The organism is Streptomyces sp. ISL-11 (assembly GCF_018614525.1).
Lineage (GTDB): Bacteria > Actinomycetota > Actinomycetes > Streptomycetales > Streptomycetaceae > Streptomyces.
Window position 1 is genome coordinate 36,498 of the sequence record NZ_JAGGOL010000027.1, and the last position, 14,841, is coordinate 51,338.

14 protein-coding genes are annotated in these 14,841 nt (G+C 75.2%); all 14 read right to left on the bottom strand.

Annotated features, from left to right (window positions below; all coding sequences use genetic code 11):
• Nucleotides 1-19: 19 nt before the first annotated feature.
• Genes J7E86_RS07100 through J7E86_RS07165 form a run of 14 tightly spaced genes read right to left on the bottom strand, consistent with a single transcriptional unit; the run spans nucleotide 20 to nucleotide 14,833 of the window.
• On the bottom strand, nucleotides 20-1,570 hold the full coding sequence (locus J7E86_RS07100) for an amino acid adenylation domain-containing protein (RefSeq protein WP_215080648.1): 1,551 nt from the start codon (nucleotides 1,568-1,570) through the stop codon (nucleotides 20-22).
• On the bottom strand, nucleotides 1,560-2,480 hold the full coding sequence (locus tag J7E86_RS07105) for a hypothetical protein (RefSeq protein ID WP_215080649.1): 921 nt from the start codon (nucleotides 2,478-2,480) through the stop codon (nucleotides 1,560-1,562). The genes J7E86_RS07100 and J7E86_RS07105 overlap by 11 nt, the downstream gene beginning before the upstream one ends.
• A complete protein-coding gene (locus J7E86_RS07110) occupies nucleotides 2,477-3,118 on the bottom strand; it encodes a 4'-phosphopantetheinyl transferase superfamily protein (protein ID WP_215080650.1) in 642 nt (213 codons plus the stop codon). Before J7E86_RS07110 ends, J7E86_RS07105 begins: the two co-directional genes overlap by 4 nt.
• Nucleotides 3,115-4,251, bottom strand: coding sequence for an acyl-CoA dehydrogenase family protein (locus J7E86_RS07115; protein WP_215080651.1), 1,137 nt, complete (start codon nucleotides 4,249-4,251; stop codon nucleotides 3,115-3,117). Before J7E86_RS07115 ends, J7E86_RS07110 begins: the two co-directional genes overlap by 4 nt.
• Entirely contained in the window at nucleotides 4,244-5,425 is a 1,182-nt protein-coding gene (locus J7E86_RS31790; protein ID WP_215080652.1) for an acyl-CoA dehydrogenase family protein, read from the bottom strand. Before J7E86_RS31790 ends, J7E86_RS07115 begins: the two co-directional genes overlap by 8 nt.
• 8 nt (nucleotides 5,426-5,433) lie before the next feature.
• Nucleotides 5,434-5,712 (bottom strand): phosphopantetheine-binding protein, encoded by a 279-nt coding sequence (locus J7E86_RS07125; protein ID WP_215080653.1) that lies wholly within the window; start codon nucleotides 5,710-5,712, stop codon nucleotides 5,434-5,436.
• 5 nt (nucleotides 5,713-5,717) lie between these two features.
• Entirely contained in the window at nucleotides 5,718-6,992 is a 1,275-nt protein-coding gene (locus J7E86_RS07130; RefSeq protein ID WP_215080654.1) for an alanine racemase, read from the bottom strand.
• Entirely contained in the window at nucleotides 6,985-8,493 is a 1,509-nt protein-coding gene (locus tag J7E86_RS07135; protein WP_215080655.1) for a class I adenylate-forming enzyme family protein, read from the bottom strand. Before J7E86_RS07135 ends, J7E86_RS07130 begins: the two co-directional genes overlap by 8 nt.
• Nucleotides 8,483-9,604, bottom strand: a complete 1,122-nt coding sequence (locus J7E86_RS31570; RefSeq protein WP_215080656.1) for a phosphopantetheine-binding protein — start codon at nucleotides 9,602-9,604, stop codon at nucleotides 8,483-8,485. The genes J7E86_RS07135 and J7E86_RS31570 overlap by 11 nt, the downstream gene beginning before the upstream one ends.
• Nucleotides 9,601-10,941 (bottom strand): TrpB-like pyridoxal phosphate-dependent enzyme, encoded by a 1,341-nt coding sequence (locus J7E86_RS07145; RefSeq protein WP_215080657.1) that lies wholly within the window; start codon nucleotides 10,939-10,941, stop codon nucleotides 9,601-9,603. Before J7E86_RS07145 ends, J7E86_RS31570 begins: the two co-directional genes overlap by 4 nt.
• The gene (locus J7E86_RS07150) at nucleotides 10,938-11,285 is read right to left on the bottom strand and encodes an acyl carrier protein (RefSeq protein WP_251018776.1); all 348 of its coding nucleotides are present in this window, start codon (nucleotides 11,283-11,285) and stop codon (nucleotides 10,938-10,940) included. Before J7E86_RS07150 ends, J7E86_RS07145 begins: the two co-directional genes overlap by 4 nt.
• Nucleotides 11,282-12,571 carry a glutamate-5-semialdehyde dehydrogenase gene (locus J7E86_RS07155; protein ID WP_215080658.1) on the bottom strand — a complete coding sequence of 430 codons (1,290 nt, stop codon included), beginning with the start codon at nucleotides 12,569-12,571 and terminating at the stop codon, nucleotides 11,282-11,284. Before J7E86_RS07155 ends, J7E86_RS07150 begins: the two co-directional genes overlap by 4 nt.
• A gap of 7 nt (nucleotides 12,572-12,578) precedes the next feature.
• Nucleotides 12,579-13,334: an SDR family NAD(P)-dependent oxidoreductase gene (locus J7E86_RS07160; RefSeq protein ID WP_215080659.1), complete on the bottom strand. Its 756-nt coding sequence runs from the start codon at nucleotides 13,332-13,334 to the stop codon at nucleotides 12,579-12,581.
• Nucleotides 13,331-14,833 (bottom strand): amino acid adenylation domain-containing protein, encoded by a 1,503-nt coding sequence (locus tag J7E86_RS07165; protein ID WP_215080660.1) that lies wholly within the window; start codon nucleotides 14,831-14,833, stop codon nucleotides 13,331-13,333. Before J7E86_RS07165 ends, J7E86_RS07160 begins: the two co-directional genes overlap by 4 nt.
• Nucleotides 14,834-14,841 lie beyond the last annotated feature (8 nt).

The window sequence follows — 14,841 nt, forward strand, 5'->3', positions numbered from 1 at the left end:
TTCCCTCTCCGAATGACGGTCACGGGGTACGGACGGAGCCGGACCGGGCGGACACGAGGACCCTCCGCAGGGCGCGGCGGTCGACCTTTCCGTTGGCGTTGAGCGGGAGCGCCTCCAGGAGCGTGACCGAGGCGGGGACCATGTAGGCGGGCAGCCGGTCGCGCAGGGCCGCGAGGAGTACGGACGGTTCGGTGCCGCTCCCGGTACAGGCGGCCTCCAGCGTGTGCCCGCCGTCCGGGCTCTCGACCGCCACCACGACCGCGTCCAGCACGCCGGCCTGGTCGCGCAACGCGGCCTCGATCTCGCCCGGTTCGACGCGGTAGCCGCGCACCTTGACCTGGTGGTCGAGCCGCCCGAGGTGGACCAGGCCCGCCTCTCCGGCGCGCACGCGGTCGCCCGTGCGGTACCAGAGCGCCTCGTCCGGGAGCTCCGCCGCGCCGGCCGGGTGCGCCCGGCCGTTCTCGTAGCGCAGGAACCGGCCCTCGTTGTCGCGCGGGTCGAGGTAGCCGGGGAACCGCTGCACCCCCCGCACGCACAGCTCCCCCTCCTCGGCGGCCGCTCCGTCCTCGCCCACGACGAGCTGTTCCAGGCCGGGGTGCAGCTCCCCGATGGGGACGGTGCCGTTGGCCGGCTCCCACCACGCCGAGCGGTCGGCGGGCAGCCGGTACTGGGCGCAGCTGAGGGTGAGTTCGGTGGGCCCGTAGAGGTTCTCCAGGACGCTGCCGGGTGCCGCCGCGCGCCAGGCGTCGGCCTGGGCGACGGTCAGGGGCTCGCCGCAGAACAGGCTCCAGCGCAGGGTCGGCATGCCGCCGGCGGGCAGTCCGCGCAGGCGGGCCGCCAGGGAGATCACCGACGGGACGGAGAACCAGTGGGTGATCCGCTCACGGCTGACGAACCGGGCGGGGGCCATGAGGTCGGCGCGGCCGGGGACGACGAGGGTGGCGCCCGAGCCCCAGGTGGCGAAGAGGTCGAAGACCGACAGGTCGAAGGTGAGGTCGAAGGTCTGCGAGACCCGGGAGCCGGTGCCGAGTTCGTACCGGTCGATGACGTGGTCGAGGTAGGCGGAGACGTTGCGGTGGGTGACGGGCACGCCCTTGGGGGTGCCGGTGGAGCCGGAGGTGAAGAGGATGTAGGCGGGGTCGGTGGTGCGCGGCCGGTGGACCGGCGGGGCCTCGGCGGGTGGGGTCCTGGCGTCCGCGGCCAGGACCGGCACGGACAGGCCGGCGTCCGCGAGGTCCGGCTGGGCCAGGACCAGACCGACGCCGGCCGCGGCGGCGATGGCGGCGTTGCGCCCGTCGGGGAACGCCGGGTTCAGCGGTACGACGACGGCGCCCAGCCGCTGGACGGCGAGGTAGCCGGCGTACGCGGTGGCCGTGCGCGCGGCCAGCAGGCCCACGCGCCCCGGTGCGGCCCCGCCGGTGGCCTCGGCCAGCCGCCCGGCCAGCCGCCCGGACAGGTCCTCCAGTTCGGCGTAGGTGAAGGACCGGCCGTCCACTTCCAGGGCCGTGGCGGCCGGACGCAGCAGGGCCGACCGGGCGAACCACTCGTACAGCGTGCGGTCAGGCGACATGGGCGGGCCTCCTCTGCTCCAGGGTCCGGACGGCGTCGACGACCTGGGCGAACGTCTTCTCGATCAGTGCGTGGCGCGGCCTGCCGCGCGCCGCGGAGGCCGCGGCGAAGCGGATCGCGCGCGGGAGTTCCTCCCAGGCGGCGGCCGTGCGCGAGGCCGCCTCCGGGTCCAGGAGGCCGGCCGCCGTGCGGCGGGCGAGCCGGAAGCGCTGGTGCCGGGCGGCCGTCCAGAGGTCGTCGGCGTGCCGGGCGAGGGCCTCGTCGTCGCCGCTCAGCGCGGTGGCGAGGTGTTCGAGGGCGGGCAGGAGGCCGTGCACCCAGGTGTCCCCCGGCGGGCGGGCCGGGGCGGTGGCGTCCGCCGGTTCCAGCCAGCGGTAGGCGGAGTAGGCGGGCAGCTCGACGGCTTCGCCCAGTGCGTAGCGGTCGCGGTTGCGGATCTCGGGCGGTGCCTCGCCGAGCGGGGTGAGGACGTCGCGCAGTTCGGCGTCCGTGAGCGTTCCGGCGTACGGGATCTGCTCGCCGTGCGGGGTGAGCGCGGCGAAGCGGTCCTTCGCGAGCCACCGGCCGCTCTTGTGCCCGTGGAGGACGAACCAGTGGGGGGTCGCGGCCTGTTGGCGGGAGGGCGACCAGGGCATGTGCCGGGTGTTGCCGACGACGAGGACCCGGCCGAGGCGCGCGAGCTCGGCCTGGAGCGCGGCGCGCGCGGTGGGCCAGTCGTCGGCGGACCGGTAGGCCAGGCCGCAGGCGTCGACGCGCGGATGGTGCGCGAAGGCGAGGGTGCCGCCGGGCGGGGCCGTGCGGACGGACAGGCCGATGACGGCCGCGAGGTCGTCGCGGACGGTGGGGGCGCCGCGTTCCAGGTAGGGCACGAGGTTCGCGGTGTAGCAGCTCAGTTCCAGCGGTTCGGTCATGCCGCCTCCGGGCGTGCGTGCCGTCGCGGCACAGTGGTGAACGCGCAGCTCAGCGGGGTGGCCGAGTGGGTGCGCAGGGTGGTCCAGGTGTACGCGCCCCAGGTGCCGGACGCGGCCGGCGCGGGGACGTCGACGGCCCAGGGGGCGCCGGACAGACCGGTCCCCTCGGCTTTGACGCACGCTTCCTGCACGGTCCACACCCAGGTGAACTCGCGGGCGCGCTCCCCGGCCGGCAGCCGGGCCAGGTCCTCGGCCCCGGCCCGGACGCACCGGCGCAGCAGGGAGTCGGCCACGGTACGGGGTGGGTGCTGGACGTCGACGCCCACGGCGCGGTGCCGGGCGGCGCAGGCGGCGACGGTGTCGCCGTCGTGGCTGACGCTGATGCCGATGTCCGGGTGGCCGGCCAGCTCGGGCCGGCCCTTCGCGGTGTGCACGACGTCGGCGTCGCGGGCGTCGGGGAACCGTTCCGCCAGCAGGGTCCGCAGCAGCGCCCGCCCGGCGAGGTGTTCCGCGCGCCGCGCGGGTGCCAGCCGCAGCGCGGCGCTCCGGTCGGCCGGCGTGCACAGGCCGGCCGGCGGGTGGCCGTGGCCGGCCGCGATCCATACGCCCGGGGCGGGTTCGCAGCGGGTGCCGGTCATGGCGCGAGCTCGTCGAGGACGGCGTCGAGGCGGTCGGCGACGGTGCCCAGGACGACCTCGGTCGTCCCGCCGCCGATGCCGAAGACCTGTGACTCGGCGCGCAGCCGCTGGACCCCGTCCGTACCGAAGCCGTCGGCCCCCTGGAGCTGGCCGCACACGGCGAGGACGTGTTCGACGGTGGTGCCGGAGGCCGCCTTGAGCAGGGCGGCGGCGGTGCCGTCGCGGTCGGTGGCGATCCTCTCGTGGAGCTGGGTCCACAGAGCGTGCAGGGCGCTGACCTCGACGGCGCAGCCGGCCAGCCGGTGGCGTACCAGCGGCGACCGGGACAGGGGCTCGCCGTCGACCGTGCGCCCGGCCAGGCGCCGTTCGGTGTCCGCGAGGACCCGGCGGCACAGCGCGATGGCCCAGGCCGCCGAGGCGAGCCGCTCGGTGGCGATGTGCCGGGCGAAGAGGGCGAGGCCCATGCCGGGCCGGCCGACGAGGTGGTCGCGGGGAAGGGTGACGCCGGCGAGCTCGATGTGGCCCAGGCCCGCGCCCTCGAACAGCTCGGTCTCCACGGCCCGTACGGTCACGCCGGGCGCCGACAGCGGTACGAGGACCCAGGTGAAGCTGGTGAAGTGGCGGCCCTCGCGGTGGCGGGCCAGGACCAGCGCGTGGCCGGCGGTGAGGGCGGAGGTGACCCAGCGCTTGGTGCCCCGGAGGGTCAGCGTGTCCTCGCCGAGGTCCACCTCGGTGGTCAGGGCGGTCAGGTCCGAGCCGGCGCTCTCGTCGGTGGCGGCCAGGGCGAGGAGCTCCTCACCGGCGGTCACCGCGCTCAGGGTGCGGGCGGCCGGCGCGGAGCGGGCGGCGCCCTCGGCCAGCAGCGGGAGGGCGGAGGCGAGTTGGACGCACAGGGCGAGGACGGTGCCCTGGCGGCCCCGGGCCTCGGCCGCGGCGAGGAGCTTGCGCAGCGGCACGGGGTGGAGCCGCCCGGCGGGCAGGCCGGCGTAGAGCCGGGCGAGGGCTCCGGCGGCGCCCAGGGCCGCGGCGGTCCGCCGGGCGTCGGCGTCGTCCGGCAGTGCGGCGAGGGCGTCGGCCAGGAGGCCGTCGACGTCGGCGGCGGCCGGGTCGAGGAGCAGGGGAGTGTCAGGCATAGCTCACCCCGGGGTCGAGCAGGGCGAGCGAGCCGTCGGCGAGGTGCAGCCGGTCGTTGCTGTAGTTCAGCGGGGCCGAGCGGAGGTCGCGCAGGGCGCGTTCCAGGCCGGTGGGCGAGTCCTTGAGGTAGCCGTGGCGCAGGCCGACGGCGTCGACGAGGTCCTCGACCGCGCGGTGGCACTCCTCGGACGCCGTGATCTTCAGGGCGTTGAGGAGGAGTTGGCAGGAGGGGCGGGTGAGGGCGTCACCGCCGTCCGCCGCGCGCACCGCGGCGGCGGTGTGGCGCAGCAGGGCGTGCACGGTGTCCAGGCGCTGCCGGGCGCGGGAGAGCCGGGTGAGCAGGAGCTCGGATTCGAGGTCGGCGCTCTTGCGGCCGGCGGGGCTGCGGAGCGTGCGCAGGACGCGGGAGAGGGCGCCCGTGGCCGTGCCGAGCCAGCTCGCGGACCAGCCCAGGTGGGCCAGGGGTCCGAAGGTGTCGAGGACGATGGCGCGGAACGCGCCGTGCTCGCCGACGACCTGGTGGTCGGGGACGCGGCCGGTGAGGTGGAGGGCCGTGCTGTGGCTGGCGCGCATGCCGAGCGGGTTCCAGTCGCCGGAGGGCGTGACGGTCAGCTGGTCGCGGTCGGCGTACACCAGAGAGACGCTGCTGTCCGACTCGGCGTCGGGGCTGCGCATGGTGATGAGGAAGCCGTCGGCGTGCAGGCCGCCGGTGACGATGGGCGCGGTGCGGTCGATGTCCAGCCATCCGGGTTCGGCCGTGAGCCGCGAGGTGGCGCTGAGCAGGTGGCCGCCCTTGCCGGCCTCGGTGGTGACCGAGGCCAGGTAGAGCTGCTCGGCGGCGATCCGCGGCAGCAGTGCGCCGGCGAGCCCGGGGCCGGCGTGGCGGACGAGTGCCGCCACCTGCTGGCAGTGCATGGTGAAGATCATCGCTACGGACATGTCGGCGCGGCCGAGCGCGATACCGGCGTCGATCATGTCGTCGACGGTCCCGCCGAGTCCCCCGTACCCGGCGGGGACCAGCAGCCCCAGCAGCTTCTGTTCCCGCAGTTTGCCGAGTGCCGCCAGGGGGAACTCTGCCTTCTCGTCGGTCTGTTCGGCGTGTTTCCCGGCCACGGCCCGCACCTGCTCCACGGCCCCCGCGAACGGGGAGCGGGTGGCCGGCGTGGTGGTCACGGTGTCGCTCACTGGGCATCGGCTCCGGTGAGGACGCCCGTCCCGGGCTCGCCGGACGGCAGGGCGGCCGCGACCGTGCGCCACAGGTTCCCGGCGGTACTGAACGTCTGCTCGCTGAGGGCCTCGTCGGGCAGTTCGACCCCGAAGGTGTCCTCGATCGCGAACATCAGCTCGATGGCCTGCATGGAGTCCAGGCCGAGGTCGCGCAGGGGCGTCGCGTCGGTGATGGGCTGGTCTTTCAGGAAGGGCAGGAACGGCTTGAGCATCTCGGTGAATCGGGTGTCCATGGAGGTCAGCACCTTTCCGGTTCGGTTGCGGTCGTCCGGCGCAGTTCCAGCCGGGAGACGTGGAGCGGTTCGGGGCCCGGCAGGTCGCCGTCGACGACGACCTCCAGCGGCGGCGGGTGGCCGAGGAACGCCACGAGGCTCGCGTAGAGCCCGTACGCCCCGGTGTTGGGGACCCGGAGCCGGTCCCCGGGCCGCAGCGGCGGCAGGGGCGCGTTCTTGCTCCAGGTGTCCAGCGGTGTGCACAGCGGGCCGGCGACGACGGTGGGCCGCTCCTCGCCGCGCCCGGCGGCGTCGTCACCGGTCAGCAGCCGGGGGTTGAGCAGCGGGAGGCGGCGCAGCCCCGACATGCCGCCGAGGTGGTGGATGCCGGCGTCGGTGACGGCGACCGGCCGGCCGTGGGAGGTCTTGACGTCGAGGACGGTGGTGACGAGCGTGCCGGCCGTGCCGGCGAGGTAGCGCCCCGACTCGAAGACGATCTCCGGCCCGCCGTCCCGCCAGCCGGGGACCTCGCGGTCCAGCAGCTCCTCCAGGCCGGCGCGCAGCCCGCCGAGGTCCAGGGCGGTGCCGTCCTTGGCGAAGGGCGCGCCGAAACCGCCGCCGAGGTCGAGCACGTCCAGGCTCACGCCGTGCTCGCCCAGGGCGCGCCGCAGCCGGCCGGCGGTGGCCAGCGCGTGCGCGAACTGGCCGAGCAGCTCGTCCACCGCGCTCATGTTCGTGCCCATGTACAGGTGCAGGCCGACGACCTGGGCGTACTCGCGTCCGGCGAAGTCCTTCGGTGCCGCGAGCACGTCGTCGGTGTCCACGCCGAACTGGGAGGTGACGCCCGTCATCGCGAGTCCCTGGCCCGGTACGGGCCGGCTGTCGTTGACGCGCAGCAGGCAGCGCACCCGGGCCGCGCGGGCGCCGGCGGCGGCGTCCAACTGGTCCAGGGCGTGCGCGGAGTCCACGGAGAAGTGCCGCACCCCGTGGTCGAGGGCGAGGGCGAGGTCGGTGTCGCGCTTGCCCGGCCCGGTGTAGAGCAGGGTGTCCGGCGGCCAGCCGGCGTCGAGCGCGGCCGCGAGTTCGCCGGGCGAGCAGACCTCGGGCAGCAGGCCGCCCCGGCGGAGCTCGGCGAGGACGGCGGGGTGCGGGTTGGCCTTGAGGGAGTAGTAGAGGGTGGTGGCCCCGGGCAGGGCGGCGCGCAGGCGCTGCCGGTTGGCCCGGAGTTCGGCGAGGTCGTAGACGTACGCCGGGGTCTCGGTGGTGCGCAGCGCGCGCTCGGCGGCCGTGGGGTCAGCCATGGAGGGCCTCGCTCGCCAGGAGGAGGGCGAGGGCCTTGCGGTCGACCTTGCCGTTGCCGTTGAGCGGGAAGGCGGGCAGGACGGCGCAGCGCCGGGGGATCTTGAACTCCTCGATCTCCTCGCGCATCGCCACCAGCACCTCCTCGGGCCGGACGTCCCCCACGACGGCGAGGGCGGCGGAACGTTCCTGCGTGGGGGCGAGCACGGCGGCGGACTCCACTCCGGCCACCCGCCGGGCGGCCGACTCCACCTCGGTGGTGCTCACGCGGAAGCCGCGCTCCTTGTAGATGTCGTCCCGGCGGCCGTCGAAGTACAGATAGCCGTCGTCGTCGATCCAGCCGTAGTCGCCGGTCCGCAGCTGCGGGAACAGCCCCTCGTCGCGGAGGAAGCGCTCGGCGGTCAGCTCGGGCCGCCGCCAGTACCCGGCCATCACGTGCGGGCCGCGCACGACGAACTCGCCGAGCTCACCGGGCGGCAGCCGCCCGCCCTTGTCGTCGACGGTGAACACCTCGGTCCCGGCCAGCGGCAGCCCGCAGGCGCCGGGGCGTGCCAGGTCGCCGTCGGGCGGCATGATCGCGATGCGCTTGCACTCGGTCAGGCCGAACATCAGCTGCACCCGCAGGTCCGGCAGCCGCTCGCGGAGCGTGGCGAGCGCCTCGGGCGGCATGGCGGCGCCGGTGCTGGTGAGCAGCCGCAGCCGGGGCAGCGCGGTGGTGCCGCGCCGCAGCATCCGGGCGAGCCCCTCGGCGACGGCGGGCACGGCCGGCAGTACGGTCGCGTCCGTACGGGCCAGGTTGCGTACGAGCAGGGGCCCGGCCTGCGCGGCGTCGCCCAGGTGGACGTGGGCGCCCGCGCAGGCGCCGAGGAAGAGCTGGTAGAGGCCGACGTCGAAGGAGAGTGGCAGCGGGCAGTACACGACGTCGTCCGGGCGGTAGCCCAGCCGCTCCTGGATGGCCCGCGCGGCGAAGACCACCTGCTGGTGGGTGCTGACCACGGCCTTGGGCCGGGAGGTGGTGCCGGAGGTGTAGATCAGGCAGACCGGGTCGACGGTCAGCGGGGCGCGGGCCGGGCCGGCGGATTCGGCGCCGTCCGTCATGGCGCCGGCGAGGGCGCCCACCGTGCGGGCGGGGATGCCGCGCTCGCCGGCGGCCTGCCGGGCCGCCGCGTCGTCGCTGATCAGCAGGGCGGGTTCGCAGTCGCCGAGGACGTGGTCGAGGGCCGATCCGCGCACCTGCTCGTGCAGGACGGAGAAGACCAGGCCGTGCCGGACGGCGCCGAAGACCAGGGCGGCGACGGGCACCGACGGCGGGCAGACGGCCACCACGCGGTCGCCGGCGGTCAGGCCCTGGCCGTCCAGCCAGGCCGCGACGCGGCGCGAGGCGGCGGCGAGTTCGCGGTAGGTCACGGTCGTCGTCCGGTCGGAGACGGCCGGCCGGTCCGGGTGGTCGTGCGCGGCGGTGTCGAGCAGGCCGTGCAGGAGCGGGGCGAGGTCAGGCGCCACGGCGGTCTCCTTCCCCGGTGCCGGCCAGGGCGCCGGTGACGAGCGCGCACAGCGAGTCGAGGCTGTGCAGCTTCTCCGGTACGAGGTCGCCCGCGTCGAACTCGACGGCGAAGTCCTTCTCCAGTCGCTCCACGATCTCCACCATCCGGAAGGAGCCGAAGGACGGGATCGCGGTCAGCGGCTCGGTCTCCAGGCGCGGCGCGGGCACGTCCAGGACGGCGGCCACGGTCGCCCGTACGGCGTCGCGCACGTCGCCCTCCCCCGCCGGGCGGGCGAACAGCGTGACGTCCGCGCGCAGCAACGCGGCCGCGCGCATGAGGAGTCCCGGTGGTTCGGCGTGGCCGCGCGAGACCCGGCGGAAGGCCAGGTACGCGTGCTCGACCAGGGCGTTCCAGGTCGCCAGGTGCTGGTGGACCGCGGTGCTCACGCCGCCGTCGCGCGCTTCGAGGAAGGCGGCGTGCAGGCGGCGGGAGCGGGCCAGCAGCCAGGTCTCCAGCGTGAACCGGTCGAGGGCGGCGGCGCGGTCGGGGTGCCCGGCGTACGCGCGGACGTAGTCCTCGGCGTCCCGGGGGCCGAACCCGACCGCCGGGTCCGGGGCGGGGCCGAGCGGTGCCGGGGCGAACTCGATGATCTCGAATCCGCCGGGGACGCCCTCCAGGATCGCCGCCAGCTCGTCCGCGCGGTAGGCGCGGGTCAGCGGTCTGGCCGGGCCCCACGGGGTCTCGTTGTGGTAGGCGTCGCTGATCGTGACGCCGCCGTCCGTCGCCTCCGCGACGAAGCTGTGCTCGATGTGCTTCTGCCCGAAGTAGGGCACCCACGGCAGGTGGAAGGCGTCCGCGACCACGTACACCGGGCGGCCGGTGCCGAAGGCCGCCGGGCCCGCCGTGCGGTGCTCGGCCACGGCCAGGCCCAGCAGCGTGCAGGCGTCGGCCGTGTGCTGGTCGAGGGTCGGCTCGACGGTGGGCAGGCCGTGGTCGCCGGTGCGGGTGCGCAGCCGCAGTGGGGCGCCCAGGCGGAGGGAGGTGCCGGGGCCGTGCAGCCGGTCGGCGAGCAGGGCCAGGTTCGTCTGGAGGCAGTCCAGGAGCTCGGCCGGGTGGGTGACGGGACTCATGCGAGGACCTCCGGGCGGGCACCGGCGCGCTGGAGGCCGCTGGTCGCGGCGAGCAGGGCGGCCGGGTCGGGGTCGGGATCGGACAGCTCACCGGCCAGCAGCTGCTGGTAGGCGCCCAGGTCGAGATAGCCGTGGCCGCTCAGGCAGACCAGCACCCCGCGCCCGTCGCCCCGGTCCCCGGCGGCCAGCCGCGCGGCGACCGCGAGGGCGTGCCCGGACTCGGGCGCCGGCAGCACCATCTCGTGCAGGGTGAACAGCCGCCCCGCCTCCAGCGCCTCGACCTGGCCCACGGCCACGGCGTCGACGTGACCGGCGTGGCGCATCGCCGAGATGACCTTCGCGGCGCCGTGGAAGCGCAGCCCGGCCGAGTGCGCGTCGGGGATCCGGTAGTCGCTGCCGATGGTGTACATGGCCTCGCGCGGGCCGGCGCCGGTGGCGTCGGTCTTGTCGTAGGCGTAGACGCCCTTGCTGAGCTTGGGGCTCGCGGCGGACTCGGCGGCGACCAGCCGGGGCGGCTCCTGCCCCCGCGCCCGGGCGTCGGCGAAGAAGGGCAGCGCGATGCCGCCGAAGTTCGATCCCGCGCCGACCGCGCCCACGACCGTGCCGGCCTCGCACTCCAGCGCCGCGAGCTGCTCCTGTGCCTCCAGGCCGATCACCGACTGGTGCAGGATGCTGTACGTCTCGCCGCTGCCGATGCAGAAGGCCGTGCCCTGCCGCCCTGCGGCGTACTCGACGGCCTCGCCGATGGCCAGCGAGAGGCTGTTGCCCCGGGTGCCGTCGTCGGCGCGGGCGACCTCGGTGAGGGTGCTGGGGCTGGCGTGCACCTCGGCGCCGAGCATGCGCATCAGCACGCCCCGGTAGGGCTTCCTGCCGAGGCTGGTGCCGACCATGAAGACGGTGCAGCGCAGGCCGAACAGCGCGCAGGCGGCGGCCAGGGCGGTGCCCCACTGGCCGGCCCCGGTGCCGGTGACCAGCTCGGTCATCCCGGCGCGCTGGTAGTAATACGCTTGGGCCAGCGCGGTGTTGAGCTTGTGGCTGCCCGAGATGTTGCCGCCCTCGTACTTCACGTACACCGGGACCTTCGCGCCGATCGCCCGCTCGAAGCCCGCGGCCCGCCACAGCGGAGTGGGGCGGAAGGAGCGGTAGGCGGCGACGACCTCCTCGGGGATGGCCCAGGTGTCGCGCGGCTGGATGCTCTGCCGGACGAGTTCGAGCGGCAGGTTGACGTGCACGCCGGAGCCGTCGGGGGCGCGCTCGGGGGCGAGGTCGGCGGGCAGCGCGTCGTCCAGGTGTGGCAGGACGCTGCGCCAGGCGGCCGGGACGCCGGCGGTGCTCACGCGTCCCCCTCGGCGGCCGTGGTGACGAGGTCGATGATGTCGCGCACCGTGTGGAAGGTCCGGCCGACGAACAGGTCGTCGGGGAGCTCGACGCCCAGGTCGTCCTCCAGCCGGATCAGCATGCCGAGGAAACCCAGGGAGCTGACCTTCAGGAGCCCGCCGTTGAGCGGCTCGTCGTCGGGGACCGCGTCGGGCGTGACGGAGATCCGGGACTCGGTGATGAGGACGCGTTTGACCGACGCGCTGATCAGGGTGGGGTCCGGTGTCGCGGTGGTGTCGCTCGGCACGGAGGTGTGCCCTTCTGTGTGCGGGCCGTGGGTGACGGGGTGCGGGTACGGGCTCATCGCGGGGCGTCGCGGAGGGTGCCGCGCGCGGAGATCAGCCAGCTGCGGGTGAGCAGGTCGCCCAGGGTGACCGGGCCGCGGACGTGCAGGCGCCCGGTGCTGATGGACAGTTCGGGGCCGAGCCCCATCGTCGGGCCGTCGTGCAGGCGCAGCGAGCCGTTGGTGACGAGCGTGGCGGCGTCGACGCGCGCGACGAAGGCGTCGAGGGTGCCCCGGTCCTCGGCGACGACGCCCTCGGTGTGGCCCGAGCCGTACCGGCGGATGTGCCGCACCGCCTCGTCGAGGCCGTCGACGGCCAGGACGCCGACCGCCCGGTCGAGGAACTCGCGCCCCAGGTCGTGTTCCTCCAGGGGCTGTACGCGCACCATGTCGCCGGCGGCGACCGGCCCCAGCCCCGGGTCGACGCGGAGCGTCGTGGGGTGCCTCTCGCGCTGGGCGGCCTCGGCGAGGCGGGCGGTGAACTCCTCGGCGACGCAGGAGTCGACGAGGGCCAGTTCCAGGGTGTTGCAGGCGGTCGGCTCGCCGACCTTGCTGTCCAGGGCGATCGCGGCGGCCCGTTCCAGGTCGGCGCTGCGGTGCACGTAGAGGTGGTTGACGCCGCCGCCGCTGGCGATGACCGGGATGGAGGTCGCCGTGCGGCAGTAGTCGATCAGGGAGGGGCTGCCGCGGGGGATGAGGACGTCCACGGCGTCCGGGTGGGCCAGGAGCCAACGGAGCTGCGCGCGCTTGGGGTCGTCGAGGACCGTGGCCATGCCGGCGGGCAGGCCGGCGCGTTCGGCGGCGGCGCGCAGGGTGGCGGCCAGGGCGGTGTTGGTGGCAGCGATCTCCTTTCCGCCGCGCAGCAGGACGGCGTTGCCGGTGCCGACGCTCAGCAGGGCGCCCTCGACGGTGACGGTGGGCCGGGCCTCGTAGACCATCAGGACCACGCCCAGCGGCTTGGGCACCTGGCGGCGGACGCCCCACTCGCCGACCGGTGTCTCCGGGCCCTTGGCGGTGGCGGCGGGCAGCGCGTCGTGCACCGCGCCGGCGAGCCGCTCCAGGACCTCCAGGTGGTCGTCGGTCAGGCGGAGCCGGTCGACGATCGTGGCGGGCAGGCCGCGGGAGGTCGCCGCGCCGACGTCCTCGGCGTTGGCCTTCAGGATGGCCGGCCAGTCCTCCCGCAGCCGCTCGGCGAGCGTGCGGCAGTAGCGCTGATAGGCGGGGTCGCCGACCGGCGGCGCGGTCTCGCTCGCGGTCCGGGCGGCCCGGACGGTCTCTTCTGCAGCCTCTTCTACGGACGGGGGCATGGGTCTCCTACCACATGAACTGGCCACCGTCGACGATCAGCTTCTGCCCCGTGATGTAGGCGCTGGAGGCGCCGGTCAGGAATTCGAGGGCGTCGGCGATGTCGGAGGTGGAGCCGATACGTCGTTGGGGGATCTGGCGCAGGACGGACTCGCGGGCGACGGGGTCGTCGAGGTGGAAGCGTTCGACGAGCTCCTCGGTCCAGGTCATGCCGGGGATCAGGCAGTTGACGCGGATCCGGGGGGCGAGTTCCAGGGCCAGGCACTTGGTCAGGTGCAGCAGGCCGGCCTTGCTGGCGCAGTAGCCGGCGCCGTCGGTGCGCGGGCGGATGCCGGTGGTGGCACCGATGTTGATGACGTTGCCGCCGTCCGGGCGCTCCAGCATGTGGGGCACGACGGCCTGGGTGAGGTGGAAGGCGCCGGAGAGGTTGGTGTCCAGGACGCGGCGCCATTCCTCGGGAGTGATCTCCAGGAACGGCTTGTCGATGTTGATGCCGGCGTTGTTCACCAGCAGGGCGGGCGCGCCGTGCGCGCCGGTGACGGCGGCGACGGCGGCACGGACGGCGTCCGCGTCGGCGATGTCGGCCCGCACGGTGTGCACGGCGGGCCCGAGGTCGTCGCGGAGGGCGCGGGCCGCGGTCTCGTCGGAGCGGTAGAGGGCCACGACGCGGTGGCCGAGCTTGACGAGGCGCTCGCTCAGGGTGCGCCCGATGCCCCGGGTGCCGCCGCTGACGATCGCGAGGGGGCTGGCCTGGGTCCCGGTCATGCCGGCCCCGCCCCGGTCGCGACCCGTGCCCGGTCGACCTTGCCGGTGACGCCGAGCGGCAGCTCCTCCCGTACGGCGACCGCCTCGGGCACCATGTAGACCGGCAGCCTGGCCCCGAGGGCGGCCTTGATGCCGGCCACGAAGTCCGGGCCGGGACCGCCCTGTTGGGGTACGACGTAGGCGACGAGCCGGTCGCGGCCGCTGGGTCCCTTCTCCAGGGCGACGACGGCGTTGCGCACCTGCCCCAGGCCGCGCAGGGCCACCTCGATCTCTTCGAGCTCGATGCGGAAGCCGCGGACCTTCACCTGCCGGTCCGCGCGGCCGAGGAAGAGCATCGCGCCGTCCTCGCCCACCTCGACGAGGTCGCCCGTGCGGTAGTGGATCCCCTCGCGGCCGGGCAGCCGTACGAAGCGTTCGGCGGTGAGGTCGGGGCGGCCGAGGTAGCCGTCGGCGACGCACGGGCCGCCGAGGTAGAGCTCGCCGACGGCCGCGCCCTTGCCGTCCTCGTCGAGGACGACGGGCTCGTGGCCGGGCATGGCGTGCCCGATGGGGACGCGGTCGCCGCCGGACCAGCCCTGGTGGATCCAGTGGAGGGTGGCGGTGACGACGGTCTCGGTGGGTCCGTAGGTGTTGCACACCGGGATCCGGCCGAGGGGTCCGTTGGACCAGCGCCGCACCACGGCCGGGCTGACGGCCTCACCGCCGAAGACGATGCCCCGCAGCCCGCCCAGCGCGGCCACGTCGGCGTCGGTGAGCTCCTCGCCGAAGAACGCCTCGAAGTAGGCGGTGGTGCACAGCACGAAGGTCACGCCGTGCGTCCGGACCCGCTCGAACATTTGCGGACCGGTCCACAGGGCCGCGCCGCGCAGCAGTACCGTGCCGCCCGCGACCAGGGGCGCCCACATCTCCTCGACGGCGGCGTCGAAGCCGGGCGAGGCGAAGGAGAGCGCCACGTCGGTGTCGGTGAAGTCGTAGGCACCGACGGCCGCTCGGAGGAAGACGGCGAGCGGGTGGTGGGAGACGCGGACGCCCTTGGGGACGCCCGTGGAGCCCGAGGTGTAGATGATGTAGGCCGGGTCGGCGCCGGTCGCCCGGGGGCGTACGGGCTCCTCGGGGGCCCGGTGCGGGAGGGTGTCGACGCGCAGCGTCGGCAGGCCGGTGCCGACGGCCGCGGTGGTGCCGGTGTCGAGGACCAGGCCGGCGCCGGTGTCGGTGAGGACGTGCCGCACGCGCTCCGCCGGCAGTCTCGGGTCGAGGGGGACCCAGGCCAGGCCGGCGATCCAGGCGCCGAGCGCCGCCGTCATGAACTCCGCGGTGCCCGGCCCCAGGAGGGCCACGGTCCGCTCGGTGTCGGGCCGCCCGGCCAGGACCTGCGCGACCTGGGTGGCCTGCCCCCACAGCTCGCCGTAGGTGAGGCGGGTGGTGCCGCAGATGACGGCGGTCCTGCCGGGGGCGCTCCGGACGCGTTCCTCGATCAGCTGGACGGTGGTGGTCGTCATGCCGCTCC

What these genes read in the sequence shown, in the direction of transcription:
- J7E86_RS07100 (WP_215080648.1), bottom strand. Translation starts at nt 1,570, where the DNA reads ATGTCGCCTGACCGCACGCTGTACGAGTGGTTCGCCCGGTCGGCCCTG.
- J7E86_RS07105 (WP_215080649.1), bottom strand. Translation starts at nt 2,480, where the DNA reads ATGACCGAACCGCTGGAACTGAGCTGCTACACCGCGAACCTCGTGCCC.
- J7E86_RS07110 (WP_215080650.1), bottom strand. Translation starts at nt 3,118, where the DNA reads ATGACCGGCACCCGCTGCGAACCCGCCCCGGGCGTATGGATCGCGGCC.
- J7E86_RS07115 (WP_215080651.1), bottom strand. Translation starts at nt 4,251, where the DNA reads ATGCCTGACACTCCCCTGCTCCTCGACCCGGCCGCCGCCGACGTCGAC.
- J7E86_RS07125 (WP_215080653.1), bottom strand. Translation starts at nt 5,712, where the DNA reads ATGGACACCCGATTCACCGAGATGCTCAAGCCGTTCCTGCCCTTCCTG.
- J7E86_RS07130 (WP_215080654.1), bottom strand. Translation starts at nt 6,992, where the DNA reads ATGGCTGACCCCACGGCCGCCGAGCGCGCGCTGCGCACCACCGAGACC.
- J7E86_RS31570 (WP_215080656.1), bottom strand. Translation starts at nt 9,604, where the DNA reads ATGAGTCCCGTCACCCACCCGGCCGAGCTCCTGGACTGCCTCCAGACG.
- J7E86_RS07150 (WP_251018776.1), bottom strand. Translation starts at nt 11,285, where the DNA reads ATGAGCCCGTACCCGCACCCCGTCACCCACGGCCCGCACACAGAAGGG.
- J7E86_RS07155 (WP_215080658.1), bottom strand. Translation starts at nt 12,571, where the DNA reads ATGCCCCCGTCCGTAGAAGAGGCTGCAGAAGAGACCGTCCGGGCCGCC.
- J7E86_RS07160 (WP_215080659.1), bottom strand. Translation starts at nt 13,334, where the DNA reads ATGACCGGGACCCAGGCCAGCCCCCTCGCGATCGTCAGCGGCGGCACC.
- J7E86_RS07165 (WP_215080660.1), bottom strand. Translation starts at nt 14,833, where the DNA reads ATGACGACCACCACCGTCCAGCTGATCGAGGAACGCGTCCGGAGCGCC.